General features: G+C 65.4%; 23 protein-coding genes and 1 tRNA gene. 11 read left to right on the top strand and 13 right to left on the bottom strand.

Annotation, left to right across the window (positions count from 1 at the left end; translation table 11 throughout):
• Positions 1-54: 54 nt before the first annotated feature.
• The 4 genes from K6T56_08065 to K6T56_08080 are packed head-to-tail and all read right to left on the bottom strand — an operon-like array spanning position 55 to position 2,942.
• Complete coding sequence (locus tag K6T56_08065) at positions 55-870, bottom strand: hypothetical protein (protein ID MCL6556298.1); 816 nt, start codon at positions 868-870, stop codon at positions 55-57.
• Positions 867-1,820, bottom strand: a complete 954-nt coding sequence (locus tag K6T56_08070; protein MCL6556299.1) for a homoserine kinase — start codon at positions 1,818-1,820, stop codon at positions 867-869. Before K6T56_08070 ends, K6T56_08065 begins: the two co-directional genes overlap by 4 nt.
• A 15-nt stretch (positions 1,821-1,835) precedes the next feature.
• A complete protein-coding gene (locus K6T56_08075) occupies positions 1,836-2,174 on the bottom strand; it encodes a DUF2782 domain-containing protein (protein MCL6556300.1) in 339 nt (112 codons plus the stop codon).
• 45 nt (positions 2,175-2,219) lie between these two features.
• A complete protein-coding gene (locus K6T56_08080) occupies positions 2,220-2,942 on the bottom strand; it encodes a TIGR00730 family Rossman fold protein (GenBank protein ID MCL6556301.1) in 723 nt (240 codons plus the stop codon).
• 17 nt (positions 2,943-2,959) lie between these two features.
• On the opposite strand from K6T56_08080, the gene polA reads away from it, so the two are divergent.
• From polA to K6T56_08115, 7 genes are all read left to right on the top strand, one after another.
• Positions 2,960-5,650 carry a DNA polymerase I gene (gene polA, locus K6T56_08085; protein ID MCL6556302.1) on the top strand — a complete coding sequence of 897 codons (2,691 nt, stop codon included), beginning with the start codon at positions 2,960-2,962 and terminating at the stop codon, positions 5,648-5,650.
• 66 nt (positions 5,651-5,716) lie between these two features.
• Complete coding sequence (gene dusB / locus K6T56_08090) at positions 5,717-6,742, top strand: tRNA dihydrouridine synthase DusB (GenBank protein ID MCL6556303.1); 1,026 nt, start codon at positions 5,717-5,719, stop codon at positions 6,740-6,742.
• Between the two features lie 26 nt (positions 6,743-6,768).
• Positions 6,769-7,008, top strand: a complete 240-nt coding sequence (locus K6T56_08095; GenBank protein ID MCL6556304.1) for a Fis family transcriptional regulator — start codon at positions 6,769-6,771, stop codon at positions 7,006-7,008.
• A gap of 9 nt (positions 7,009-7,017) precedes the next feature.
• The gene (gene purH, locus K6T56_08100) at positions 7,018-8,586 is read left to right on the top strand and encodes a bifunctional phosphoribosylaminoimidazolecarboxamide formyltransferase/IMP cyclohydrolase (GenBank protein ID MCL6556305.1); all 1,569 of its coding nucleotides are present in this window, start codon (positions 7,018-7,020) and stop codon (positions 8,584-8,586) included.
• Between the two features lie 132 nt (positions 8,587-8,718).
• Positions 8,719-9,987 carry a phosphoribosylamine--glycine ligase gene (gene purD / locus K6T56_08105; protein ID MCL6556306.1) on the top strand — a complete coding sequence of 423 codons (1,269 nt, stop codon included), beginning with the start codon at positions 8,719-8,721 and terminating at the stop codon, positions 9,985-9,987.
• Between the two features lie 142 nt (positions 9,988-10,129).
• Positions 10,130-11,026 carry an oxygen-dependent coproporphyrinogen oxidase gene (gene hemF, locus K6T56_08110; protein ID MCL6556307.1) on the top strand — a complete coding sequence of 299 codons (897 nt, stop codon included), beginning with the start codon at positions 10,130-10,132 and terminating at the stop codon, positions 11,024-11,026.
• A 37-nt stretch (positions 11,027-11,063) separates the two neighbouring features.
• The gene (locus K6T56_08115) at positions 11,064-11,627 is read left to right on the top strand and encodes a CDP-alcohol phosphatidyltransferase family protein (protein ID MCL6556308.1); all 564 of its coding nucleotides are present in this window, start codon (positions 11,064-11,066) and stop codon (positions 11,625-11,627) included.
• Here the strand turns inward: K6T56_08115 and K6T56_08120 are convergent.
• From K6T56_08120 to ilvD, 7 genes are all read right to left on the bottom strand, one after another.
• Positions 11,607-14,435 (bottom strand): EAL domain-containing protein, encoded by a 2,829-nt coding sequence (locus K6T56_08120; GenBank protein MCL6556309.1) that lies wholly within the window; start codon positions 14,433-14,435, stop codon positions 11,607-11,609. The two genes, K6T56_08115 and K6T56_08120, sit on opposite strands and share 21 nt — an antisense overlap.
• Positions 14,435-15,391, bottom strand: a complete 957-nt coding sequence (locus K6T56_08125) for an ABC transporter substrate-binding protein (GenBank protein MCL6556310.1) — start codon at positions 15,389-15,391, stop codon at positions 14,435-14,437. The genes K6T56_08120 and K6T56_08125 overlap by 1 nt, the downstream gene beginning before the upstream one ends.
• A 192-nt stretch (positions 15,392-15,583) precedes the next feature.
• A complete protein-coding gene (locus tag K6T56_08130) occupies positions 15,584-15,898 on the bottom strand; it encodes a c-type cytochrome (GenBank protein MCL6556311.1) in 315 nt (104 codons plus the stop codon).
• 148 nt (positions 15,899-16,046) lie between these two features.
• The gene (locus tag K6T56_08135) at positions 16,047-17,573 is read right to left on the bottom strand and encodes a class I SAM-dependent methyltransferase (GenBank protein ID MCL6556312.1); all 1,527 of its coding nucleotides are present in this window, start codon (positions 17,571-17,573) and stop codon (positions 16,047-16,049) included.
• Entirely contained in the window at positions 17,570-18,211 is a 642-nt protein-coding gene (locus tag K6T56_08140; GenBank protein ID MCL6556313.1) for a redoxin family protein, read from the bottom strand. Before K6T56_08140 ends, K6T56_08135 begins: the two co-directional genes overlap by 4 nt.
• Complete coding sequence (locus K6T56_08145; GenBank protein MCL6556314.1) at positions 18,147-18,758, bottom strand: hypothetical protein; 612 nt, start codon at positions 18,756-18,758, stop codon at positions 18,147-18,149. Before K6T56_08145 ends, K6T56_08140 begins: the two co-directional genes overlap by 65 nt.
• Positions 18,755-20,608: a dihydroxy-acid dehydratase gene (ilvD, locus tag K6T56_08150; protein MCL6556315.1), complete on the bottom strand. Its 1,854-nt coding sequence runs from the start codon at positions 20,606-20,608 to the stop codon at positions 18,755-18,757. The genes K6T56_08145 and ilvD overlap by 4 nt, the downstream gene beginning before the upstream one ends.
• Before the next feature lie 101 nt (positions 20,609-20,709).
• Between ilvD and lgt the strand changes: the two genes are divergently transcribed.
• Entirely contained in the window at positions 20,710-21,483 is a 774-nt protein-coding gene (lgt, locus tag K6T56_08155) for a prolipoprotein diacylglyceryl transferase (GenBank protein ID MCL6556316.1), read from the top strand.
• Positions 21,484-21,525: 42 nt separating this feature from the next.
• Here lgt and K6T56_08160 read toward each other — a convergent pair whose 3' ends face one another.
• Complete coding sequence (locus tag K6T56_08160) at positions 21,526-21,933, bottom strand: DsrE family protein (GenBank protein MCL6556317.1); 408 nt, start codon at positions 21,931-21,933, stop codon at positions 21,526-21,528.
• A 134-nt stretch (positions 21,934-22,067) separates the two neighbouring features.
• On the opposite strand from K6T56_08160, the gene K6T56_08165 reads away from it, so the two are divergent.
• Both K6T56_08165 and K6T56_08170 read left to right on the top strand, forming a co-directional pair.
• A tRNA-Ala gene (locus tag K6T56_08165) sits at positions 22,068-22,143 on the top strand.
• Between the two features lie 355 nt (positions 22,144-22,498).
• Complete coding sequence (locus K6T56_08170) at positions 22,499-22,816, top strand: HU family DNA-binding protein (GenBank protein ID MCL6556318.1); 318 nt, start codon at positions 22,499-22,501, stop codon at positions 22,814-22,816.
• A 137-nt stretch (positions 22,817-22,953) separates the two neighbouring features.
• Here K6T56_08170 and K6T56_08175 read toward each other — a convergent pair whose 3' ends face one another.
• Positions 22,954-23,283: a tetratricopeptide repeat protein gene (locus K6T56_08175; GenBank protein ID MCL6556319.1), complete on the bottom strand. Its 330-nt coding sequence runs from the start codon at positions 23,281-23,283 to the stop codon at positions 22,954-22,956.
• Between the two features lie 36 nt (positions 23,284-23,319).
• Here K6T56_08175 and leuS point away from each other — a divergent pair, with 36 nt between their 5' ends.
• Positions 23,320-25,917, top strand: coding sequence for a leucine--tRNA ligase (leuS, locus tag K6T56_08180; protein MCL6556320.1), 2,598 nt, complete (start codon positions 23,320-23,322; stop codon positions 25,915-25,917).
• The last annotated feature ends 1 nt before the right edge of the window (position 25,918 follow it).

The following is a 25,918-nucleotide window of genomic DNA, read 5'->3' on the forward strand; positions in this document are numbered from 1 at the left end:
CCCAATGAGGCAAGGCAATGGGCCATGCCCGTTGCCCTCACGGGCGCCTTCCCTTCAGGCCTCTGCTCCGTTTTCCCCTGGTGTTGCTCGGTCGAAGACATCCCGATAGGAGGCATAGACCGAGGCGAAAATGAGGGCGGCAAAGGCACACAGCACGGGGAAGGCGAGAAGCAGGCCGAGAACACCGGCCACCCTGGCGCCGGCCACGGCGGCAATGACTGCCACCACCCCCTGCAGGAGGAGGGAGAGGAAGGCATCGAGGAGGAAGAGGAGCACTCCATAGACCAAAAACGGCCAGAAGTTGACGAGACTTGCCGAGAGTGACAGGCGCAGCGCCTCGCCAGGCCCAAGATCGCGGAACACCACCAGCGCCGGCGCAAACCAGTTGGCCATGGCCAGCGGCAAAAGGAGCGCCATGACCAGGAGGGCGGGCAGGGTAAGCTGGGTGAGGGCCTCTTCCACCACGGCGTGATCGGGTTTGGGGCTTGCCAGAAGTTCCACCAGGCGGCGCACGTCCTCACCCCAGCCCAGGGCAAAGAGGAGACTGGCGAAGAGTAGTGCCAGCACATTCACGCCCCCTAAGGCAAGCAGCGGCCGGGGCGTTTCCCGCAGGCCCGTGACGAGGTGGCCGAAGTGAAGGGGCTCGCCCCGTTCCGCGGCCCGTGCGGCGAACATGAGACCGGCGGTAAGCCCTGGCAAAAGCAAGAGGACGACGATCGGCCCCAGCAACGGCAGGGTGCCCAGCAGCGTCGTGGCGAGCAGGCCCATGGCCACCAGGGCAAGCCAAGCCCAGGGCTGGGAGCGGAGGAGGCGGAGGCCCTCCCGCAGCCAGCCATAGCCATAAAGGGGATTGCAGCGGCGGATGTTCATGCGACCCAGTGGCGGCGCAATTCGGGTTCGTGGTGGATATGGTTTTCCAGCACCCGCTGGAAATGTTCCGGGTCCTTGGCGTGGGTGACTTCGCCCGGCCGCGGGAAATGGTAGTCGTAGAGGCGTGATAACCAGAAGCGCAGGGCTGCGGCACGCAGCATCACCGGCCAGGCACCCTTTTCGATGGCGGTGAGGGGCCGTCTGCCGTGGTAGGCGGTGAGCATGGCCATGACCCGTGGCGCATCCAGGGTGAGGTCCTCGGCAAGACACCAGTCATTTACGGCGATGGCCAGGTCGAAGAGCCACACATCGTTGCAGGCGAAATAGAAGTCGATCACCCCGGAAAGCCGGCTGTCCTCGAAGAGGACATTGTCGCGGAAGAGATCGGCATGGATCACGCCTCGGGGCAGATCCTCGAAGCGGTAGAGGGCCTGGAAGCGCAGCTCCTCCATGAGCAGGGCCTGACCGGGCGCATCGAGATGGGGCATCACCGCCCGCGCCGTCTCCCGCCACCAGTGGGGTCCGCGGGGGTTGGCGAGCTCGGCGGGATAACTCCGGGCGGCCAGGTGCAGATCGGCGAGCATCTCCCCCACCTCGGCGCAATGGGTGGCGGTGGGTTGCATCTGCGGTGCGCCGTTCAGGCGGGTGACGATGCAGGCGGGTTTGCCCTTGAGGGGGTTCACATAGCGGTTATCCAGGCTGGCGATGGGCTGCGGACAGGGGATGCCGTGGCTCGCCAGGTGCGCCATCAGGTTGAGGTAGTAGGGCAGGCTTTCTGGGGCCATGCGTTCGAAGAGGGTGAGCACATAGCGGCCGTGGGTGGTGGTGACGAAATAGTTGGTGTTTTCCACACCGGCGGCAATGCCCTTCAGTTCGACGAGGCTGCCCAGGGAATACTGGCCAAGCCACGCCCGCAGCTCCTCCGGGGTGACGGCTGTATAGACGGACATCGGCGGGGGCGGGACTCAGAACTGATGGATCACCCAGCGCGGCACGCGGGTGCCGGAATCCAGGTTGTCCATGCGCACGAAGGTGCCGTCGCCCTTGTCGTCCACCAGATAATAGGGTTTGCCGTAACGGGGCGTGATTTTCATCATGTACAGCTTGCCGCCGATGCGGAATTCCTCCACCTGTTCCTCCCCCCGCTGGCGGATGGTGACTTCCGGCTCCAGGTCGGGGTTGAGCTCATAGCCCGGCGGGGGCGGCGGCGGTTCGGGAACCGGCGCGAGATCCTTGGGCAGCGCCCGCTCCTCGGCGATGGCGGCCTGCGTGAGGAAAAAAAGCAGCGGCAGGGCACGGCGCATGGAAGATCCTTGAGGCAAAAGCCGATTATAACCCGGCTGCCGTGATCACAAATGGAGCTGGATTTCCCGCTCCGCGGCGGTGGGCTCGAAGCCGCGCAGCTCGTAGTGTTTGAAGATGGCGTCCACCACCGCCTTCGGCTCGTCGATGAGCTGGATGAGGTCCACATCCGCCGGATCGATCATGCCCTCTTTCACCAGAGTGTTGCGGAACCAATCCACCACTGGCATCCAGAAGGGCGAATGCACGAGGATGATGGGCATTTTGCGCGTCTTGCCGGTCTGCACGAGGGTTAAGGCTTCAAAGAGTTCGTCCAGGGTGCCGAAGCCACCGGGCATGACCACATAGGCGATGGCGAAACGCACGAACATGACCTTGCGCGCAAAAAAATGGCGGAAGGTCTGGGAAATGTCCTGGAACGGATTGGCGCGCTGTTCGTGGGGCAACTGGATGTTGAGGCCCACGCTGGGCGAGCGGCCGAAATAGGCGCCCTTGTTGGCGGCCTCCATGATGCCGGGGCCGCCGCCCGAGATCACGGCAAAGCCCGCATCGGAAAGCTGGCGGGCAATCTGTTCGGCAAGCAGGTAGTAGGCGTGGTCGGGCGGCACGCGCGCGCTGCCGAAAATGGATACGGCGGGACGAATGGCGGCCAGGCGTTCGGTGGCTTCCACGAACTCTGCCATAATCTCGAACACCCGCCAGGATTCCCGCGGCGAAAAGGCGCGCGCCTGGACGTCGGGATCCAGGATCTTGGGAATTTTCTCTTTCATCATGCGACCCCGCGGAAATGAAAACCCTGCTGCTGGTTGATGGCTCGTCCTATCTCTACCGCGCCTTCCATGCGCTGCCCGATCTGCGCAATGCCGCCAACGAACCCACCGGGGCCATCTATGGCGTGCTCAACATGCTGCGCCGGCTGCGCCGGGAAGTGCCGGCCGATTATATCGCCTGCGTATTCGACGCAAAAGGAAAGACCTTCCGCGATGCCCTCTATGCCCAATACAAGGCCCATCGTCCGCCCATGCCGGATGATCTCGCGGCGCAGGTGGAACCCCTGAAGGCCGCCATCACCGCCATGGGCTGGCCGGTGCTCGTCATCGAAGGCGTGGAGGCCGATGATGTCATCGGCACCCTCGCCCGCGAGGCGGAAAGCCAAGGCATCGAAACCATCATTTCCACCGGTGACAAGGACATGGCCCAGCTCGTCGGCCCCCACGTGACACTGGTCAACACCATGACCAACGAAAAACTCGACGAAGCGGGCGTGCAGGAGAAATTCGGCGTGCCCCCCGCGCGCATCGTCGATTATCTCGCCCTGGTGGGCGACAGCGTGGACAACATCCCGGGTGTGGACAAGGTGGGGCCGAAGACGGCGGCAAAATGGCTTTCCCAATACGGTGACCTCGACAACCTCATTGCCCATGCCGACGAAATCAAGGGCGTGGTGGGCGAGAATCTGCGCAAGGCACTGCCTTGGCTCACGCACGCGCGGGAGCTGGTGCGCATCGTGCGCGATCTTGCCCTTCCCGTGCGCGTCACCGATCTCACGCCGCGGCCTCCGGATGTGGCGGAACTGCGGCGGCTCTTCACTCGCTTTGGCTTCCGCAATTGGCTGAAGGAGCTCGATGCCGCCGGGTCGGCGGATGCCGCGGCAGAAGCGCCTTCGGCCCCGGCGGCGGAGTATGAGACCATCCTCACCGAAGCGCAGCTCACAAGCTGGCTTTCCCGGCTGGAAGCCGCCCCCCTCGTTGCCCTCGACACCGAGACGCAAAGCCTCGATCCCATGCGCGCGCGGCTTGTGGGACTCTCCTTTGCCGTGGGGCCGCATGCCGCCGCCTATGTGCCCCTCGGCCACCGCTATCCCGGCGCGCCGGCCCAGCTTGCCCTGGAAACGGTGTTGGCAACACTGCGCCCCTGGCTGGAAAACCCGGCGCGGCGCAAACTGGGTCAGAATCTCAAATACGACAAACACGTCCTTGCCAACCACGGCATCCGCCTGGAGGGCATCGCCCACGACACCCTGCTCGAATCCTACGTGCTGGAGCCCCACAAAGCCCACGACATGGATTCCCTCGCCCAGCGGCACCTCGGCCACAAAACCCTTTCCTACGGGGAAGTGGCGGGCAAGGGCGCCAAACACATCGGCTTCGATCAGGTGAGCATCGAGCTTGCCACGCGTTACGCCGCCGAGGATGCGGACGTCACCTATCGCTTGCACGAGGCGATGTATCCGCAGCTTGCCAGGGATGCCAAGCTCAAGCGCGTCTACGAGGAAATCGAAATGCCCGTGCTCGAGGTGCTGTGGGCGATGGAGCGGGCGGGCGTGCTCCTCGACTGCGACAAGCTCGCTGCCCAGAGCCGGGAGCTCGCGCACAAGCTCATGGAGCTGGAAGCGCAGGCCTATGCCCTCGCCGGTCAGCCCTTCAATCTCAACTCGCCGCGGCAGATTCAGGAAATCCTCTTCGGCCGCCTGGGCCTGCCGGTGAAAAAGAAAACACCGGGGGGTGCGCCTTCCACCGATGAAGACGTGCTGCAGGAACTCGCCCTCGACTATCCCCTGCCCAAACTGCTTCTCGAATACCGGATGCTCGCCAAGCTCAAGTCCACCTACACCGACAAACTGCCGCGTATGGTGGATCCGGCCACGGGGCGCATTCACACCAGCTACAACCAGGCGGTGGCGGTCACCGGCCGACTGGCGAGCGCCGACCCCAATTTGCAGAACATTCCGGTACGCACGCCCGAAGGGCGGCGCATCCGCGAAGCCTTCATCGCGCCGCCCGGCTGCCAGCTCGTCTCCGCCGACTATTCCCAGATCGAGCTGCGCATCATGGCGCATCTGTCCCAGGACCCGGGGCTGCTCGCCGCCTTCGCCGAGGGTCAGGACATCCACCGCGCCACCGCCGCGGAAGTGTTCGGTGTCCCCCCCGATGAGGTCACGCCGGAGCAGCGGCGCTATGCCAAGGTGATCAATTTCGGCCTCATCTATGGCATGTCCTCGTATGGGCTGGCGGCCCAGCTTAATATCGAGCGCAGCGCGGCCCAGGCCTGGATCGACCGCTATTTCGCCCGCTATCCCGGTGTGGCCGCGTACATGGAACGCACCCGGGAGCTCGCGCGTTCCCAGGGCTATGTGGAAACCGTCTTTGGCCGCCGCCTGTGGCTGCCGGAGATCAACAGCGGCAGTCCCGCGCGGCGCCAGGCGGCCGAGCGCGCCGCCATCAACGCCCCCATGCAGGGCACCGCCGCCGACCTCATCAAACTGGCCATGATCGCCGTGCATCGCTGGCTCGGCGAGCAGGGCTTCAAAAGCCGCCTCATCCTCCAGGTGCACGATGAACTGGTGCTGGAAGTGCCGGAGGCGGAGCTTGACGATGTGAAGGAGGCGCTGCCGCGTCTGATGGCCGGGGTGGCCCGCCTCGACGTGCCCCTGGAAACGGAACTGGGGGTGGGGCCCAACTGGGAACAGGCGCACTAGATTTCACGTCGTTGAGCAAACTTTCCCTTGCGTATAAAATAGGCGCCCTTTCCCCACCCGCCTGCCATGCAAATCGGTCCCCATCGTCTGCGCAACAACCTGATCGTCGCTCCCATGGCGGGGGTGACCGATCGTCCCTTCCGGCAGCTGTGCAAGAAAATGGGCGCCGGCATGGCGGTTTCCGAGATGGTGGCGTCCAACTCCCTACTCTGGGGCTCGGTCAAGACCCAGCGCCGGGCCAATCACGAGGGAGAGGTGGAGCCCATTTCGGTGCAGATCGTCGGCGCCGACCCGCGCATGATGGCGGAAGCCGCCCGCTACAACGTGGATCGCGGTGCGCAGATCATCGACATCAACATGGGCTGCCCGGCAAAGAAAATCTGCAACGTGGCGGCGGGTTCCGCGCTGCTCAGGGACGAGCTTCTGGTGGCCCGCATCCTCGAGGCGGTGGTGAAGGCGGTTGACGTGCCGGTCACCCTGAAAATCCGCACCGGCTGGGACCGGGAACATAAGAACGCCTTGAACATCCTCAAAACTGCCGAGGCGGCGGGCATCCAGGCCCTGGCCATCCACGGCCGCACCCGCGCCTGCGGCTTCTCCGGCGAGGCCGAATACGACACCATCGCCGCCGTGAAGCGGGAGGCCCGCATTCCCATCATCGCCAATGGCGACATCACCTCGCCGGAAAAAGCCAGGTTCGTTTTGGACTACACCGGCGCCGATGCGGTGATGATCGGCCGCGCCGCCCAGGGACGGCCATGGATTTTCCGCGAAATCGAGCACTATCTTGTCACGGGCGAAAAACTGCCGGAGCCGGAGGTGACGGAAATCCACGCCGTGCTTCTGGAACACCTGGACGCCCTGTACAGCTTTTACGGTGAATACACCGGCGTGCGCATGGCACGCAAGCACATTTCCTGGTACACCCGCGGGCTTGCCGGTTCGGCGGCTTTCCGCCATCACATGAACCGTCTGGAATCCACGCGGGAACAGTTGGCCGCCGTCAATGCCTTCTTCGAGGGGCTGGCGAGCCGCAGCCGGCGCCTGGTGTACGAAACGGAGCAGGTCACAACAGAACTCGCAGCCGCCTGACGGCCAGCGGGCGAAGGAGAACAGGGATGGCATCCAAGGAGACGGAGCTTTCCGCCTGCGTGCGGAAAGCGGTGCATGACTATTTCAAGCACCTGGATGGCGAGGAGCCGGGCGGCATCTATGACATGGTTCTCGCCTGTGTGGAAAAGCCCCTCATCGAAACCGTGCTGCAGTATGCGCAGGGCAACCAGACCCGGGCGGCGGAGCTTCTCGGCATCAACCGCAACACCCTGCGCAAAAAGATGCTCGCCTACAAGATCAAGTGATTCCCCATCATGACCCCGATCAGACGCGCCCTCATCAGTGTTTCGGACAAGGCCGGCATCGTCGAATTCGCGCGGGGACTGGCCAAATTCGGCGTGGAAATCCTCTCCACCGGCGGCACCGCCAAGCTCCTTACCGAGCAGGGCGTGCAGGTCATCGAAGTGGGGGAATACACGGGCTTCCCGGAAATGCTGGATGGGCGGGTGAAGACCCTGCATCCCAAAATCCACGGCGGCATCCTGGGCCGGCGGGATTCTCCGGAACACGTTCAGGCCATGCGCCAGGCGGGGATTCCCCCCATCGACATGGTGGTGGTGAATCTCTATCCCTTCGCCGCCACGGTGGCCCGTCCCAACTGCCCGCTGGCGGAAGCCATTGAGAACATCGACATCGGTGGGCCGGCTCTCGTGCGTGCGGCGGCGAAGAATTACCAGCACGTGGTGGTGGTGGTGGACCCCCACGATTACAAACCGCTGCTGTCCGAAATGGAAATGACGGGTGGGCTCATCGCCGGCGAGACGCGCTTCAACCTCGCGCGCAAGGCCTTCTCCCACACCGCCGAGTACGATTCCATGATCAGCAACTATCTCACCTCGGTGGATTCCCAGGGGCGGCGCGAGGGGTTCCCAGAGCGGCTCAATCTCAACCTGACCCGCCGCATGAGCCTGCGCTATGGTGAAAACCCCCACCAGCGGGCCGCCTTCTACACCTGGGGCCAGGAGAAGGAAGCCTCCATCGCCACAGCGCGCCAGTTGCAGGGCAAGGAACTGTCCTACAACAACATCGCCGATGCCGATGCCGCCCTGGAGTGCGTCAAACAGTTCACGGATGCGCCCGCCTGTGTCATCGTCAAGCATGCCAATCCCTGCGGCGTGGCGGTGGCCGCCAGCCTGGGCGAGGCGTACGATCGCGCCTGGCGCACCGACCCCGAGTCCGCCTTCGGCGGCATCATTGCCTTCAACCGAGAGCTCGATGCCGCCACCCTGCAAACCATCCTCGAGCGCCAGTTCGTGGAGGTGATCATCGCCCCCAAGGTCTCGCCCGCAGCGCTGCAAGTGGCGGCGAGCAAAAAGAACGTGCGCGTGCTGGAATGCGGCATGTGGCCGGAGGAGCCGGCGCCGCGGCTCGACTTCAAAAAAGTCACCGGCGGGGTGCTGGTGCAGGAGGCAGACCTGGCGCTTTTCGCCGAGCTCAAGGTGGTGACCCGGCGTGCCCCCACGGAGCAGGAAATGGCGGATCTGCTGTTCGCCTGGAAAGTGGCCAAGTTCGTCAAATCCAACGCCATCGTCTATGCCCGGGAGGCGATGACGGTCGGGGTGGGCGCCGGTCAGATGAGCCGCGTCAATTCCGCCCGCATTGCCGCGATCAAGGCCGAGCAGGCCGGGCTGTCGCTCGCCGGTGCGGTGATGGCCTCCGATGCCTTCTTCCCCTTCCGCGATGGCATCGACCAGGCGGCGGCGGTGGGCATCAGCGCGGTGATCCAGCCGGGCGGTTCCCTGCGGGATGAGGATGTGATCGCCGCCGCCGATGAGCACGGCATGGCGATGGTCTTCACCGGCATGCGCCATTTCCGCCACTGAGCGCCATGGGGCGCACCGCGGGCTGGCCTCGGGTGGGCTTTACCCTCCCCGCCCGGGGAGCGCCCCTTTGTCCCTGGAGATCATCTGCGTGCCGGGCACGCATCGAATTGAACAACAGCAGATGAGGCTGGCATGAAGACATTGGTCATCGGCTCTGGCGGGCGTGAGCACGCCCTGGCATGGAAACTCGCGCAATCGCCGCGCATCCAGAAAATCTTCGTGGCCCCGGGCAACGCCGGCACGGCGCTGGACCCGGACATGGAAAACGTCCCCCTCACCGCCATCCCCGATCTGGTGGACTTCGCCCGCCAGGAAAAAATCCACTTGACCGTGGTGGGACCCGAAGCGCCGCTCGCCGCTGGTATCGTCGACGCTTTCCGCGCCGCCGGCCTGAAGATCTTCGGGCCGACGCAACAGGCGGCGCAGCTGGAAGCTTCCAAGGACTATGCCAAGGCCTTCATGGTGCGCCACGGCATTCCCACCGCGGCCTATGCCACCTTCACCGATGCGGCGGCCGCCCATGCCCATGTAGAGGCAAAGGGGGCGCCCATCGTCATCAAAGCCGATGGCCTGGCGGCGGGCAAGGGCGTGGTGGTGGCAGCCACTGTGGCTGAAGCCCATGCGGCGGTGGACATGATGCTCGGCGAAAACAAACTGGGCGCCGCCGGCGCGCGGGTGGTGATCGAGGAATATCTCACCGGCGAGGAGGCAAGCTTCATCGTCATGGTGGATGGCGAGCATGTGCTGCCGCTCGCCACCAGCCAGGATCACAAGCGCCTGCTCGATGGCGACCGCGGACCCAATACGGGCGGCATGGGCGCCTATTCCCCCGCGCCCCTCATCACCCCGGAGCTCCATGCGCGCATCATGCGGGAGATCATACAGCCGACGGTGGCCGGTCTGCGTGCCGAGGGGGTGCCCTACACGGGTTTTCTCTATGCGGGGCTGATGATCGATGCCGCCGGCAATCCGCGTGTGCTGGAATACAACTGCCGCATGGGCGACCCGGAAACCCAGCCCATCATGATGCGGCTGAAAAGCGACTTCCTCGCCCTCCTGGAACATGCCCTCTCCGGCACGCTGCACCAGGTGGAAGCCCAGTGGGACCGACGCACGGCGCTTGGCGTGGTGCTGGCCGCCGCTGGCTACCCGGAGGCGCCCCGCACCGGCGATGTGATCACCGGTCTGCCGGCGCCCGGGGAGGATTACATGGTCTTTCACGCCGGCACTGCCCTGCGCGACGGCCAGGTGGTGACCAGCGGCGGCCGGGTGCTGTGTGTCACTGCGCTGGGCGATACGGTGAAAATGGCCCAGCGCCGCGCCTACGAAGTCGCCAGCCGGATTCATTTCGCCGGCATGCAGATGCGCCACGACATCGGCCATCGTGCCCTGCGGCGCTAGCGACTGGCCGGGATCTTCTCGCCACGCCCGGCGAATCGTCCCCCTTTGCGCAGGAGGCAGGCCAGCATCCGGCTTCCCCGGCGGGCGGGGGAGTTTTCAAGCGCAGCCCTGAAGACGCAAAAGAAACCGAGGAGTAAGCCCGATGGAAACCAAGCGTGTCCGGGAGTTCCTGACGGAATTACAGGAACTCATCGTCGAGCGTCTGCAACAGGTGGACGGTAAGCGTTTCCGCCGCGATGAGTGGAGCCGCGCGGAAGGAGGCGGCGGGGTGACCTGCGTCATCGAAGAAGGCAATGTGCTGGAGCGCGGCGGGGTGAACTTCTCCCATGTCATGGGCGAAAGCCTGCCGCCCTCGGCCACGGCCAGCCGGCCCCAGCTTGCCGGCCGCCGGTTCGAGGCCATGGGCGTGTCCCTGGTTTTGCATCCCCGCAACCCCTACGCGCCCACGGTGCACATGAACGTGCGCTTCTTCGTCGCGGAAAAACCTGGTGAGGCGCCGGTGTGGTGGTTTGGCGGCGGCATGGACCTCACCCCCTATTACGGCTTCGAGGAGGATGCGGTGCATTTCCACACCCTCTGCCGCAATGCCCTGACCCCCTTCGGCGCCGACTACTACCCCCGCTTCAAGAAATGGTGCGATGAGTATTTCTACCTCCGGCATCGGGGCGAGCCGCGGGGCGTGGGGGGCATCTTCTTCGACGATTTCAGCGAGGGGGGCTTCGAGCACGCCTTCAATCTCACCGAAAGTGTGGGGGATCATTTCCTGCCCGCCTATGTCCCCATCCTGGAGCGGCGCATGAACACCCCTTACGGGGAACGGGAGCGGGATTTCCAGGCCTACCGGCGGGGTCGTTACGTGGAGTTCAACCTGGTCTATGACCGCGGCACGTTGTTCGGGCTGCAAAGTGGCGGGCGTACCGAGTCCATCCTCATGTCCCTGCCGCCGCTGGTGAAATGGCGCTACGACTGGAAGCCGGAGCCCGGCACGCCGGAAGCGCGCCTCTATACGGATTTCCTCATCGCCCGCGACTGGGTGTAACACCGAAGCGCGCCTGCGCAGCTTATACTGCGGGGGCATGGGGTTTAACCATCTGCCCAACCTGCTCACCACCCTGCGCGTGCTGGCCGCGCCGGTGTTGGCCTGGGCGCTGCTTACCGGCAACTTTGCCCTGGCCTTCTGGATTTTCCTCGCCGCTGCGCTCACCGATGCGCTGGACGGCTGGATCGCCCGCCGCTTCCAGCTCACGACGCCCTACGGTGCGGTGATGGATCCGCTGGCCGACAAGCTGGTCACCCTGGTGTGCGTGATCCTCCTCACCTGGCTCAGCATGGTGCCCTTGTGGCTGACGCTCGCCCTGGTGGTGCGGGATACCATCATCGTCGGCGGCGCCTTCGCCTATCACCGCGTCTTCGGTGAAGTGCAGATTCGGCCCACGCGGCTGGGCAAGGCGCACACCCTGCTCGCTTTTGCCCTCTTCGCCGGTGTGCTGGCCGATGCCGCGGGTTATCTGGAGCTCGATGCAGTGCGGGAGCCTTTCTTTCTCCTCGTGTTGATCCTGACCGTGGCGAGCGGCACCCAGTATGTGCTGCTGTGGGGCCGCCGCGCGGCGGCGGAGGCGTCACGGCGACAGCCGCGCTAACCAGTCGTCGAGGGGTTCGGGGCGGTGGAAATGATAGCCCTGGAAGCGCTCACAACCCTGGCGCCTGAGGAAATCGTACTGGGCGGTGTTCTCCACCCCTTCCGCCACCACTTCCAGGCCCAGATGGGTGGCCATGGCGAGAATGGTTTCCACCAGCGCCACGTCGTTGAGGTCGTGGGGCACATCCTGGACGAAACTCTTGTCGATCTTGAGCTCCGCCAGGGGCAGCCGCTTCAGATAGGCAAGGGATGAATAGCCGATGCCGAAGTCATCGATGGAAAAGCGCACGCCCAGATTCGAAAGCTCCGTCATGTGGGCGAGCACCTCGGCGGTGTGTTCCAGCAAGAGGCTCTCCGTGATCTCCAGCACCAGATAGCCGGGATCGGCCCCGGTAGCGGTGAGGATTTCCCGCACCCGGCGCACCAGATCGGGCTGGCGAAACTGGCGGGGACTCATGTTCACCGCGATGCGCAGGCCGCGGCCCTCGCCATCGAGGCGGGCGATGAGGCGGCAGGCCTGGGTGAGGACCCACTCGCCAATGGGCACGATGAGCCCGCTTTCCTCCGCCACGGGGATGAAGGTGGCGGGTGGCACCAGGCCCCGTTCCGGATGGGGCCAGCGCAGCAGCACCTCGGCGCCGGTCAGGCGACCCGCTGCATCCAGCTGGGATTGCAGGTAGACGGCGAAGGCCTGGGTGCGCACCGCTTCGCGCAGCGCCTGCTCCAGGGCGTAGCGCTGGCTGACTGCCTCCTGCAGCGCCGGCTCGAAATACGCCACCGCATTGCGCCCCGCCTCCTTGGCGCGATACATGGCGATGTCCGCCTCCCGCATGAGATCGTCGATGTTCTCGTGATCCTTGGGGAAGAGGGTGATGCCGATACTGGCGCCGGAGATGAAATCCATTTCTCCCACCCGCACCGGCTGGGTGAGGGACAGTCGGATTTTTTCCGCGAGTGCCAGGGCGAGCGTGGCGGCATCCTGCAGGGAGGGGGCGAGGTCCGGGACGAGCACGACGAACTCGTCACCCCCCAGCCGCGCCACGGTATCGGTTTGGCGCAGGTGAAGGCTGATGCGCTGCGCCACCTCCTTAAGCAGGCTGTCGCCGATCTCGTGCCCATAGACGTCGTTGATGCGCTTGAAATGGTCGAGATCGACGAACATCAAGGCGCCGCGACGGCGGTTGCGGGAAGCGGCGGCGACGGCCTGCGCGAGCCGGTCGCGCAAAAGCGTCCGGTTGGGCAGCCCGGTAAGGGGATCGTGAAAGGCCAGGCGCTCGATCTCGGCCTCGGCGCGCTTGCTATCGGTGATGTCCAGGCAATGGCCCACATAGCCGAGAAAGCCGCCTTCGCTGTCATAGCGCGGGCTGCCCTGATCGACGATCCAGCGGTATTCGCCGCTGTGGTGGCGCAGGCGGTATTCCATGCGGAAGGGCTGGCGGGCGTCGAAGGCGCGCTCGTAAATTTCCACCACCCGCGGCAGGTCTTCCGGGTGTACGCTGGCGGTCCAGCCCATGCCCAGTTCGTCTTCCAGGCGGCGGCCGGTGAATTCCAGCCACACCCGGTTGAAGTAGTCGCAGAGCTTGTCGGGACCCGAGGTCCAGATGAGCGCCTGGCCGGCATCGGCGAGGGTGCGGAAATGCCGTTCGCTGTCCGCCAGCCGGCGCCGCAACCGGTATTCCTCCGTCACGTCGCGGAAGACCAGCACCACGCCTTCCACTTCGCCGGACACGCCGCGGATGGGCGCGGCCGAATCGGCGATATGACGCCGGTTCCCGTCCCGCGCCACGAGCACGGTGTGATTGGCCAGGCCCACCACGATGCCCTCGGCGAGCACCCGATCCACCGGGCTTTCCTGGGGTTGGCCGGTGAGGGCGTTTTCGATGACGAAGACTTCGCCAAGCTGCCGCCCCCGGGCTTCGGCCAGGGGCCAGCCGGTGAGGGCTTCCGCCACCGGGTTCATCAGGGTGACGCGCTGGGCGGCATCGGTGGCGATGAGGGCATCGCCGATGGACTGGAGGGTGATGGCAAGCCGTGTCTCGCTCTCCGCCAGCCGCGCCTGGGCTTGCGCCACCGCCTCTGCCATGTGGTTGAAGGCCTGCGCCAGGCGTTGGATCTCCTCCGGTCCTTCCGGCTGCGATCGTGCCTCGAGCTCCCCGTGGCCGAAGCGTTCCGCGACACCGGCGAGCCGGTTCAAGGGGCGGCTTACCTGATGAACCAGATAAAAAGCAAGCCCGCCGATGAGGAGAACCAGCCCCACGAGGTCCGGCAGCCGCGCGGCGAACGCCGCCCGCAGGGCCGCCGCCCGCTGCCGGCTCACATCGAACCGCACATACACCACGCCCCGGCGGGAGCTGCGCACCTCGGTGGGCGCGGCGGGAAAATCGAAGGGATGGAAGACCTCCAGCCGGTTGCCGTCGATATGCTCGATGAGCAGGGGCAGCCGGCGCTCGCCCGCCGCGCGTGCACGCTCCAGGGGGAAGCCGGGCATCACCTCCGCCACGGGTCTGTCCCGCCAGGCGTAACGATGGGCGCTTATCACCCTGTTGGCTTCGTCGAGGATGAGCACCGCCGCCACCCGGGGGTCGGTCGCCACATGGGCGAGATCCGCCTCCACCAGGCTGCGGGCGGAGGCAAACCCGTATTCGGCCATGCGGGCGAGATGAGCGGCAGCGGCCAGGGCGTCCTGGCGGGCCGAGGTCTTGATGTCCGCCTGCTCGTCGTTGAGGGCGGTGAAAAAGGAAATCCCGCCGATCAGAAGCAAAAGCAGGGTGAGCCCCAGGGGCAGCAGCAGCCGCAGCGGCGCGCGCATCAAGCGGCCTCCGGCAGGAAGCGGGCATCGGCCAGGCCCGCGAGGGTCACGGGCCGCCGCAACAGGCCGTTTTGCAGCATGAGGGTCTGCACCTGGGTGGCCGCGGCCGTAAGCCGCTGGCCGCCTTCGTCCAGCCACGCCCGATTGGCGCGCCGATCCATCATGCGCACGCCGGCGTAGGCGCGCGCCACCGCCTCGGGGGGAATGCCCAGCCGCGGCGCCATGCGACGGGCGGCATCCGCCGGTTTCTGCAGGAAGTGATCCAGGGCGGCAAAGTAAGCCGCGGTGAGCTGACGGAAGGATTCCGCTGCTGCCGCCAGGGCGGAAGCATGGGCCACCAGCACGTCCACGATGAGACCGGGAAAGGCACCGCTATCGATGATGCGGCGCGCGCCGAGGGCTTCGAGTTGGGTGGCGTAGGGTTCCCAGGTCACCAGCGCATCCACCTCGCCGGCCTGATAGGCGGCGAGGTGGCGGTCGCCGGTGACGGGCACCTTGACCACCTCCTTCGGAGCAAGGCCGGCGATTTCCAGGCTTTTGCTCAACATGAGCGCCCCGGCCGCCGTCTCCTCCACCCCGATGCGCTGTCCGGCAAGATCGCGCGGCGTGCGCAGGGGCGGGCGCGCCATCACCACGTCCGCCCCGGCCGAATCGTCGAAGACTAGGATGACCCGCACATCGAGGCCGCCCTCCCGCGCCAGCAGACACTCGTCCAGGGTGAGGCAGGCCGCTTCCACCTCTTTGCTGGCGAGTGCCATGAGGCTCGCCGTGTTGGAAGGCATTTCCACCAGACGCACCGCCGACTCATCCAGCAAGCCCAGTTCGCGGGCGAGGAACAGGGGCTCGTAGCCCACCCAGACGATGCCCGCCACGCGCACCAGCGGCCGCGCCGGCTGACAGCCGGCCCAAAGGGGCAGGGTGAGGAGCGAGGCGAGGACATCGCGACGGGTGGGCATGGATTCTCGGGGCTGTATACCGGCTTGCCTTTGCTTCATGGTAGCCGGATGTGAGGTGGCCCGCAAAACGTCCGGGGGGTTGCCCGTGTCTTCGTCCCGCGGCTCCCGCAGGGCGGCCGTGGCGGCGATGCCCCGCCTTGGGGGCACAAAAAAGCCGGCTTCAAGCCGGCTTTTTTGGGAGGTCGCGGTGCCTTACTTGAGGGACAGCACCCAGCTCACGATGGCTTTGAGATCCGCGTCGGGCACCTGGGGGTTGGGCGGCATGGGGACGGTCCCCCAGACGCCGGAGCCGCCCTTCTTCACTTTCTCGATCAGGTGGGCTTCGGCGTTTTTGTCACCGCGGTATTTGGCCGCCACGTCCTTGTAGGCGGGGCCGACCACCTTCTTGTCCACCTGGTGGCAGCTCATGCAGGCGTATTTTTGCGCCAGGGCCTGGCCATCGGCGGCGAAAGCGGGGGCGCCGGCCAGAAGGCCGACAGCGGCAAGGGCGAGGATGGTGGGTTTCATGGCGTCTCCTTGTCAGGTCAGGGAAAAAGTCCGGCCAATCTTAGCCGAGGGTTTCCGTCTTGCCTAGTGTGCCCCACCGGGGGGGTGGTGGAGCACACGGGCTTGACCCATTAACGCCCACGAGGGGCCGCCGTTGACAGGCGCCGGTTCATTCGGGGACAAAGAGGCCGTTCCGGGCGAAGGTCCACAGAAGCTGCGCGCAGGCAACCCGGGTTTCATCGGCGTCGAATTCCGGCCAGCGCGCCTGCATCAACCCGGCAAGTTGTGCCAGATCCCGGCTGCCATCGCAGGCCAGGGCCAAAGTCTGCGCCGCCTCGTCCAGGGCGAGGGCGCTGTGGCGGATTCCCGCCGGGGCTTCGCCCCGGCTGATCTGTAAGCGGGCGAGGGCATGGAGCCGCGGCCGTGGAGAAGGGGTCAAGGTCCACGCCTGGGGCGCGGGGGCAATCCCCAGAAAACGCCAGCTCACCAGGGCGGCGAGCTCGGTGAGGCAGCGCTCGGATTCGCCCGCGCGCGGGTGTCCGCCATGTTGTTCCACCAGGGCGCGGGCGGCCTTGAGGAGATCGTCGTAGGCCACCGCGGCGGGGAAGCGCGCCGATAGCGTCATGAGGGCGGCCTTGGTCAGGGGGTGGCTCGCCTGAAAGGCGGAACGGGTGCTGGTGTGGAAAGTCTGGGGGGTGTCCGCGGCGAGATCGATTTCCTCCTCCGAGGTGACGTCGGCAAACAGGGCCAGGGTGGAAAGTCTGTGGGGCTCAAAAGCCAGGGCCTCGCCCGTGCCGGGGGTGAGCAGACTGCGGCGGAAGGGGCGCAGGGTGAGAAAGTCGTAATACTGGATGCGCCGGGCCAGGGGAAACTCCTCCACCGCCGCCCGCGCCTTCCCGGGCAACCCCTGACCCAGATCGGCGGCGGCTTCTGCATCGCCCACGTAGGTGAGGCCGGCGGCCCGCGCCGCAGCGAGGAAATCGCTCACCAGGAGCGGCTCGTTGTACTCGTCCAGATACTCGTGGTAGAGGTAGCCCGGCGGCGCCTTGAGGAGATAGTCGAGCTCCCGCGCAATGGGCCCAGTCTCGGGGGCGTCGAGGGCGGCATAGGCGGGAGCCATGCGGGCGAGGAATTCCTGCGCCAGGGCAAGCCGCGCCCGGGGATGGCTGGCCTCCCCCACGTGGGCTGCCAGCATGTCCCGCACCATGGCGCGAGCGCGCCAGCCGGGCAGGGTGTTGTAACTCACATAGGCAATGCCGCCAGGCCGCAGCGCTTCGGCGATGACCGGCAGAAGCCCATCCCGCACCGCAGGCGGCACCCAGGAATAGAGACCGTGGGCAATCACATAGTCGAAGCGGCCCAGGTCCGCCACGCCGCTTGCCACGTCGCGATGGAGAAGCCGCACGTTGGTGAGGGACAGCGCCTCGATGAGGGCGCAGCCGGCTTCCACCTGCTGCCGGGAAAGATCGATGCCCACGTACTCGTTGCCGGGACGGTAGAAGGCCATGGGAATGAGATTGCCGCCACTGGCGGCGCCCAGTTCCAGTACCCGGCAGCCTTCCACCGGCGGCGGCGTGAGGCCGGCAAGGTGCGCCGCCGCCGCCAGCGCATCCGGATGCGTGGCGGGGATGGGCAGGCTTTCGTAGGGGATGGCGTCGTAACTTACGAGGGTGTTTGACGCCTCGGGGGCCATCATTCCTGGATCAGGGCACGCAGGACCTTTTCCATTTCGGGATGATCGAACTCCCGCCCGCCCATGGCGCGATAGGCGATGCGGCCCTGTTTGTCCACGATGAAACTGGCGGGCAGGCCCTTCACGCCCCATGCCTTGGCGCTTTTGCCTTCGCCATCGAGGAGGATGGGGAAGGTGGGCGCGGGTTCGAGCTGGCCGGTGAAGCTGAAGACGAGATCGAAGTTTTCCATCTGGTTCACGGCGAGGATGGCGAAGGGCTGATCCTTCAGTTTCTGGTGCAGCCGCTCCATGGACGGCATTTCCCGGCGGCAGGGCGGACACCAGGTGGCCCAGAAATTCACCAGCACCACTTTGCCCCGGTAGTCCGACAGGCGCTGCAGTTTGCCGTCCAGGTCCTTGAAGGCGAAATCCTTCGCCTGGGCGCGGGGCTTGACGGGCGTGAGGTGAAAGGTGAGCTCCGGCAGTTGCGTCTGTGCCCCGGCCGGCGTTGCGCTAGCGAGGGGCAAAAGAAAAACGAGGAAGGCGAAAAGCCGCGCGGGCCAACCTGCTGCCTCAAGTTTGCTGCGGTCTTTCGCCCTAGCGCAGGCCGGAGCCTGTCGGGCACTCCAGATTTTCCAACCGACCGGTGTAGCGTTTGCCATGCTGTCTCCAGGTGTAGATGAGATCGAAACGGGTGCCGGGGGCGACGCGGGGCGTGGTGAAACCCTGGGCCCAATCCCCCACGTCGAACTCGATGTCGTCGGGCAGGATGGAATAGCTGAAATCGGCGCCCAGCTTCTTCCATACGGCGATCCACTCGGATTTGGTGCGCAGGCGGTGACGCTTGCCGTCCGGGGTGACATAGCGCCACTCCGCCACGCGGTAGGAAAGGGGCGCGTTGCTTTCATTGCGCACCACCGTGCCGAAAATGCAGAAGCCTTTCATGCTGGCATAGAGTGCCGGCGGCAGATCCCGGGAGGCATAGGTCGCCTCGACGAATTCCGGCAGAAGCTGCACCAGCTCGATGCTGAAACCCCGGTCCAGCTTTCTCCAGCTCTTGAGCCCGGTCTCCGGATTGACCATCTCCACCTGTCCTTCGGCATGGGCGAGGAAAGGCGAAAGGCACAAAAGCGCCCACAGCAAACGTCGCCCCTTGAGCCCCGGGGCAAGCGGAAAAAGGCGAAGGTTCGTCCCATTCCACAACGTCATTTTCGCTCCAGTTGGCTCACATCCCGGACCGCTCCCGTTGATGCCGAAGTGGTGAGCGCCGCATAGGCCTGCAGGGCGGCGGAGACGATGCGGGTGCGCGCCACGGGCTGCCACGCCTTGGCGCCACGACTTTCCATGGCGGCGCGCCGGCGCGCAAGCTCCTCGTCGCTCACCCTGAGGGTGATGCTGCGGTTGGGGATGTCGATGTCGATGACATCGCCCTCCTCGACCAGGGCGATGGGACCCTTCGCCGCCGCCTCCGGTGAGACGTGACCGATGGAAAGCCCCGAAGTGCCACCGGAGAAGCGGCCATCGGTGATGAGGGCACACAGCTTGCCCAGCCCCTTGGATTTGAGGTAACTCGTGGGATAGAGCATCTCCTGCATGCCCGGCCCGCCTTTGGGTCCCTCGTAGCGGATCAGCACCACGTCGCCCGGTTTGATTTTGTCGCCGAGGATGGCCTCCACCGCTTCCTCCTGGCTTTCGAAAATGCGCGCCGGGCCGGAAAAGCGCAGGATGCTTTCATCCACTCCTGCAGTCTTCACGATGCAGCCTTCCGGGGCCAGGTTGCCATAGAGCACCGCGAGCCCGCCATCGCGGGAATAGGCGTGGGCCACGTCCCGCACGCAGCCGTTGGCCACGTCGGTGTCGAGGCTCTCATAGCGTTTGTTCTGGGAGAAGGCGACGGTGGTGGGCACGTTGCCGGGGGCGGCGCGGAAGAATTCCAGGACTTTTTCGTCGCGGGTGCGGCGGATGTCCCAGTGCTCCAGCGCCTCGCCCAGGGTGGCACTGTGGATGGTGGGCACGTCGCGGTGGATGAGACCGGCGCGGTCCAGTTCACCGAGGATGCGCATCACCCCTCCCGCGCGGTGGACGTCCTCCATGTGGTAGAGGGGCGTGGAGGGGGCCACCTTGCACAGATTGGGCACCTTGCGCGACATGCGGTCGATGTCCTTCATGGTGAAATCCACCCCCGCTTCCCGGGCTGCGGCAAGGAGGTGCAACACGGTGTTGGTGGAGCCGCCCATGGCGATGTCGAGGGCGATGGCGTTTTCGAAGGCTTCAAAGGTGGCAATGGAACGGGGCAGCACGGCCTCGTCGCCACGCTCGTAGTAACTGCGGGCAAGGGCGACGATGAGGCGCCCTGCCTCGATGAACAGGCGCTTGCGGTCGCCATGGGTGGCCACCAGGGAACCATTGCCGGGCAGCGCAAGGCCGAGGGCCTCGGTGAGGCAGTTCATGGAATTGGCGGTGAACATGCCGGAACAGGAGCCACAGGTGGGGCAGGCCGAGCGCTCGGTGAGGGCCACGTCTTCGTCGGTCTCCTGCGGGTCGGCCGCCGCCACCATGGCATCCACCAGATCCAGCTTGACCGTTTTGCCGTGGACAACGGCCTTGCCCGCTTCCATGGGACCCCCGGAAACGAAGACGGTGGGGATGTTGAGGCGCAGGGCGGCCATGAGCATGCCCGGCGTGATCTTGTCGCAGTTGGAGATGCACACCAGGGCATCGGCACAATGGGCATTCACCATGTATTCCACGCTGTCCGCAATCAGCTCCCGGCTGGGCAGGGAATAGAGCATGCCACCGTGGCCCATGGCGATGCCATCATCGACGGCGATGGTGTTGAACTCCTTGGCCACCCCGCCCGCTTTCTCGATCTCCTGGGCGACGAGTTGTCCCAGATCGCGCAGATGCACGTGACCGGGGACGAACTGGGTGAAGGAGTTGGCAATGGCGATGATGGGCTTGTCCCAGTCGGTTTCCTTCATGCCGGTGGCGCGCCAGAGGGCGCGCGCCCCCGCCATGTTGCGGCCGTGGGTGGTGGTCCAAGAACGATAGCGCGGCATGGTTTTGCCTCACAGGTGACAAATGGGCAAGGCAGAGTTTACCTCAGGGCGCCGGCGGGGCGTGTAAAATCACGGCCCTATCGTTAAGCCCTTGCCCCCCCATGCTCGTTCATCCCCAATTCGACCCTGTCGCCCTCCATCTGGGGCCCCTTGCCATCCGCTGGTACGGGCTCATGTATCTCCTTGCCTTCCTGCTGGTGCTGGTGTTGGGGCGCTGGCGCATCCAGCACCAGCCGTGGACGGGGTGGAACCCCCGCATGCTGGACGACGTGCTGTTCTACGGGGTGCTGGGGGTGATCCTGGGCGGGCGTCTGGGCTATGTGTTCTTCTACAAGCCTGCCGACTACCTCGCCGATCCCCTGGCCATCCTCCGCGTCTGGGAAGGGGGGATGAGCTTCCACGGCGGCTTCCTCGGCGTGGTGATCGCCATGATTTTCTTTGCCCGCCGCCACCACCTGCCCTGGCTTTCGGTGACCGATTTCATCGCGCCCCTGGTGCCTCTGGGGCTGGGGGCGGGCCGCATCGGCAACTTCATCAATGGCGAACTGTGGGGACGCCCCACCAGCGTGCCCTGGGGGATGATCTTCCCCCAGGTGGATGCCATTCCCCGCCACCCTTCGCAGCTCTATGAGTTCGCCCTGGAGGGGATTGCGCTGTTTGTCATCCTCTGGTGGCTCGCGCGCAAACCGCGGCCCCAGGGTTTCCTCTCCGCCGCCTTCCTCGTGGGCTATGGCAGCTTCCGCTTCCTCGTCGAGTTCACCCGGGAGCCCGACCGCTTTCTGGGCACGCTCGCCTTCGGCTTGAGCATGGGCCAGTGGCTGTCGCTGCCCATGATCGTCGCCGGCCTGCTTTTGTTCTGGTTACGCCGCCCATGAAAAAAGCCGGCCCGCGGGCCGGCTTTCTGCGGCGCGTTGCGATCAGGGACGGATATAGGTCCAGCCAGCGCGTTGCTTCTCGCCGATTTCCAGGACCCCGGCCTTGACCACCTCCACGCCCGGCACCAGGTCTTCCTTGTTCACCTTCATGCCGCGCATGGTGTTGCCGCAGGCCACCACCTTAACCCCGTCCTTCATCGCGTCCTGGATCCGGTTGGCGACTTCGGACTCGGCCTTGAGCATGTTGAGCCCGGGCCCGTAGGCGACGATCTCCACCTGGCTCTTTTCGGCGCCCAGGTCCTTCTGCACGTTCTTGGCATTGTTGAGGGCCAGGTTCCATTTCGCGGGATCGTTGTCGCTCACCTGGATGACGAAACTCGCCTTCTCCGGCCGCGGCGCCTGCTGGGCGCAGCCGGCGAAGGTGAGCACGGCCAGGGCGAGGAAAAGCATGTTGAGGAAATGCCGGGTGTGATGCATGGTCTGTCTCCTTGTCGATCAAAACCGCCTCCATTGGCGTGAAAGCATCATAGCAATCCAGCCGGCATTTACGCCAGCCGGCTTTGGCCATACAATAGCGCCTCTTCGGGGCGGTAGCTCAGCTGGGAGAGCGTCGCGTTCGCAATGCGAAGGTCGGGAGTTCGATCCTCCTCCGCTCCACCAATTCCAAACCTGCCCCGGCCTGTTGCCTTGCTCGCGAAGGTGAGCCGTGGGGGTCAAAGCGGCCTGGCAACCGCCCTCGTGGAGAACGCTGTCTCGAGCCGGAGCCCCGCACTCAGCAATCCTCACCTCGAGACGGCCAAGCAGGACCGGTGCGTGACCCCATCGCGGGACATCCGGGCAAGTGCTTCAAGGGGCGAGGCGCCGTTGTTGCTGGCATGAAAGATGCAGGCGGGCGCTTCCCGCCGTTTGCCGGGCTCATGCAAAAGGCCAATTTTTCCGCGGTGGGGCCTTGTCTCCCCAATCCGCTGTGCTAGCATTGGCGCAGCGTTTTTTTCCTCAACCCAAAGGAGAGACTATGGCCAAGGCCGCTGCAACTGCAAAAGCACCCACCAAGACCGAAATCGTCGCCCAGATGGCCGAGGAGGCAGGCATCACCAAGAAGCAGGCCGCCGCCGCGCTCACCGCGCTACAGAACATGGCGGGCAAGGCCCTGAAAAAGGGCGGTGTGTTCGTGATCCCGGGCTTCGTCAAGGCGAAGGTGGTGGTGAAGCCCGCCACCAAGGCGCGCAAGGGCATCAATCCCTTCACCAAGGAAGAAATCATGATCAAGGCCAAACCGGCGCGGAAAGTCGTCAAGGTGCAGGCCCTGAAATCCCTCAAAGACATGGTTTGAGGCGGAGCTTCCCGTGGTACAACGCCGGGGCTTCTCACCCCGGCGTTTTTGTTTCCGGCGCGCCTGCGGACCCACGCCGGGGCGCCGTTTTGATGTGGCTGAAAGCCGCTTGCGGTGGGGTGGCCGCACCTGCCGGGTCAGCGGCCCAGGCGTTTTTCCAGGCGGCGGGCGAAGACGGTCATTTCCCGGGCGGCCTGTTTGTCCCCTTTGCGCTCGGCCGCGCTGATGCCCTGCCGGTAGGCGCTGAGGGCTTCCTCAAGCCGTCCCGCTTCGGTGAGTGCCCGCCCCAAGAGCTTCCAGGCCGCGGAGTAAGCGGCATCGAAGGCAAGTGCCGCCTGAAGATGGGCGATGGCTTTTTCCGCTTCCCCCAGCTTGAGGTATTCGTTGCCCAGGCCGAAACGCAAAAGCGCGTTGTCCTTGCCGCTCGCCAGCATTTTCTCCAGATTCTGCAGCGCTTGCGTGGTCATGGCCTATAATCCCGTTTTCTCTGTCGCTTAAGAAAGATGCAGCCCCATTATTCCCCCCACGAAATCGAAACTCAACTGCAGGCGGAATGGGAGGCCGCGGGGGCCTTCGTCGCCCGCGAGGACCCGGCCAGGCCCAAGTACTACTGCCTGTCCATGTTCCCCTACCCTTCGGGCAAGCTGCACATGGGCCATGTGCGCAACTACACCATCGGTGATGTGCTCGCCCGCTTCCACCGCATGCGGGGCTATAACGTGCTGCAGCCCATGGGCTGGGATGCCTTCGGGCTGCCGGCGGAAAACGCCGCCATGGCCAGCGGCGTGGCGCCTGCCCGCTGGACCTATGACAACATCGCCTACATGAAGGGCCAGCTGAAGCGGCTGGGCTTTGCCATCGACTGGACGCGGGAGGTCACCACCTGCCGTCCCGACTATTACCGCTGGAACCAGTGGCTCTTCCTGCGCATGCTGGAAAAGGGCATCGCCTACCAGAAAACCGGTGTGGTCAACTGGGACCCGGTGGACCAGACGGTGCTGGCCAACGAGCAGGTGATCGAAGGCCGGGGCTGGCGCACCGGCGCGGTGGTGGAAAAGCGGGAAATCCCCATGTATTACCTGGCCATCACTCGCTACGCGGAGGAATTGCTCGCCGGCCTCGATGCGCTGCCCGGCTGGCCGGAGCAGGTCAAGCTGATGCAGAAAAACTGGATTGGCAAGAGCCATGGCGTGCGGGTGGGTTTCCCCTACCGCCTTGACGATGGCACTTCCGGCATCCTCTGGGTCTTCACCACGCGCGCCGACACCCTCATGGGCGCCACCTATGTCGCGGTGGCGGCGGAGCATCCCCTGGCGCTCCATGCGGCGCGGCACCATCCCGAGCTTGCCGCCTTCCTCGAGGAATGCCGCAAGGGCGGCGTCACCGAAGCGGAAATTGCCACCCAGGAAAAAAAGGGCATGCCCACGGGGCTTTTCGTGACCCATCCGCTCACCGGGGAGGCCCTGCCCGTGTGGGTGGCCAATTATGTCCTGATGGGCTACGGCGAAGGTGCGGTGATGGCCGTACCCGCCCACGACGAGCGGGACTTCGCCTTCGCCCACAAATACGGGCTGCCGGTCAAACCGGTGATCCGCACCTCCGCTGGCGACACCACGCCCGCCCCGTGGCGGGAGGCCTACGCCGAGTATGGGGTGTGCATCAATTCGGGCAAATACGATGGCCTCAATTTCGAGGAAGCGGTGGAGGCCATCGCCGCGGATCTTGCCGCCAAGGGCCTCGGCGAGAAGAAGGTCACTTGGCGCCTGCGCGACTGGGCGATTTCCCGCCAGCGCTACTGGGGCACGCCCATCCCCATCATCCATTGCCCCCACTGCGGCCAGGTGCCCGTGCCTGACGAGCAGTTGCCCGTGGTGTTGCCGGAAGACCTCGTACCCGACGGCTCCGGCAACCCCTTGGCCAAATGTGAAGCCTTCCTCCGCTGCACCTGTCCCCGCTGCGGCCAGCCGGCGCGGCGGGAGACGGATACCATGGACACCTTCGTCGATTCCTCCTGGTATTTCCTGCGCTATTGCAGCCCCGATGCCGAGAGCATGGTGGATGCGCGGGTGGATTACTGGATGCCCGTGGATCAGTACATCGGCGGCATTGAGCATGCCATCCTGCATCTCCTCTATTCGCGTTTCTGGACGCGGGTGATGCGGGATCTCGGACTCATCCGCATCGATGAGCCCTTCGCCAACCTGCTCACCCAGGGCATGGTGCTCAACCACATTTTCTTCCGCCGCGGCGAGAAGGGGGGCATCACCTATTTCGCGCCGGAAGAGGTGGAGGTGCGTCGCGACGAAAAAGGCGCCATTACCGGCGGCGTGTTGCGGGCCGATGGCCAGCCGGTGGAATACGGTGGTATCGGCACCATGTCCAAATCGAAGAAAAACGGGGTTGACCCGCAAGCCCTCATCGAACGTTACGGAGCGGATACGGCGCGGCTTTTCATGATGTTTGCCGCACCGCCGGAGAATACGCTGGAGTGGTCCGATGCCGGGGTGGAAGGCGCCTGGCGCTTCCTCAACCGGCTGTGGAAGCTCACCCATGCCCACGTGGAAAAGGGTGTCGTCGCCCCCTACGCGGGGGGCGAGCTTTCGCCCGAACTGCGCGCGCTGCGCCGCGAAGTGCATGGGACGCTGAAGAAGGTGACGGATGACATTGGCCGCCGCAAGACCTTCAACACCGCCATCGCCGCGGTGATGGAACTCACCAATGCGCTGGGCAGGCTCACCGACACCTCGGCCCCGGCGCGGGCGGTGATGCAGGAGGCGCTGGAACTCATCGCCCACATGCTCTATCCCATCGTGCCCCACATTTGCGAGGCCCTCTACCGCGCCCTGAAGCCGGGGGCCACCCTCACCGATGCGCGCTGGCCGGAAGTCGATGCCACTGCGCTCGTGGAGGAGGAGATCGAGCTGGTGGTGCAGGTCAACGGCAAGGTGCGTGGCGCGGTGCGCGTGCCCCGGGATGCGGACCGGCAGACCATCGAAAGCCTGGCGCGCAGCAACCCCAACGTGCAGAAATTCATCGCCGGCCAGAGCATCCGCCGCATCGTCGTCGTGCCCGGCCGGCTGGTGAACATCGTGGCGGGCTGAC

It is taken from the genome of Burkholderiales bacterium (genome assembly GCA_023511995.1).
In the GTDB taxonomy this organism is placed as follows: domain Bacteria; phylum Pseudomonadota; class Gammaproteobacteria; order Burkholderiales; family Thiobacteraceae; genus Thiobacter.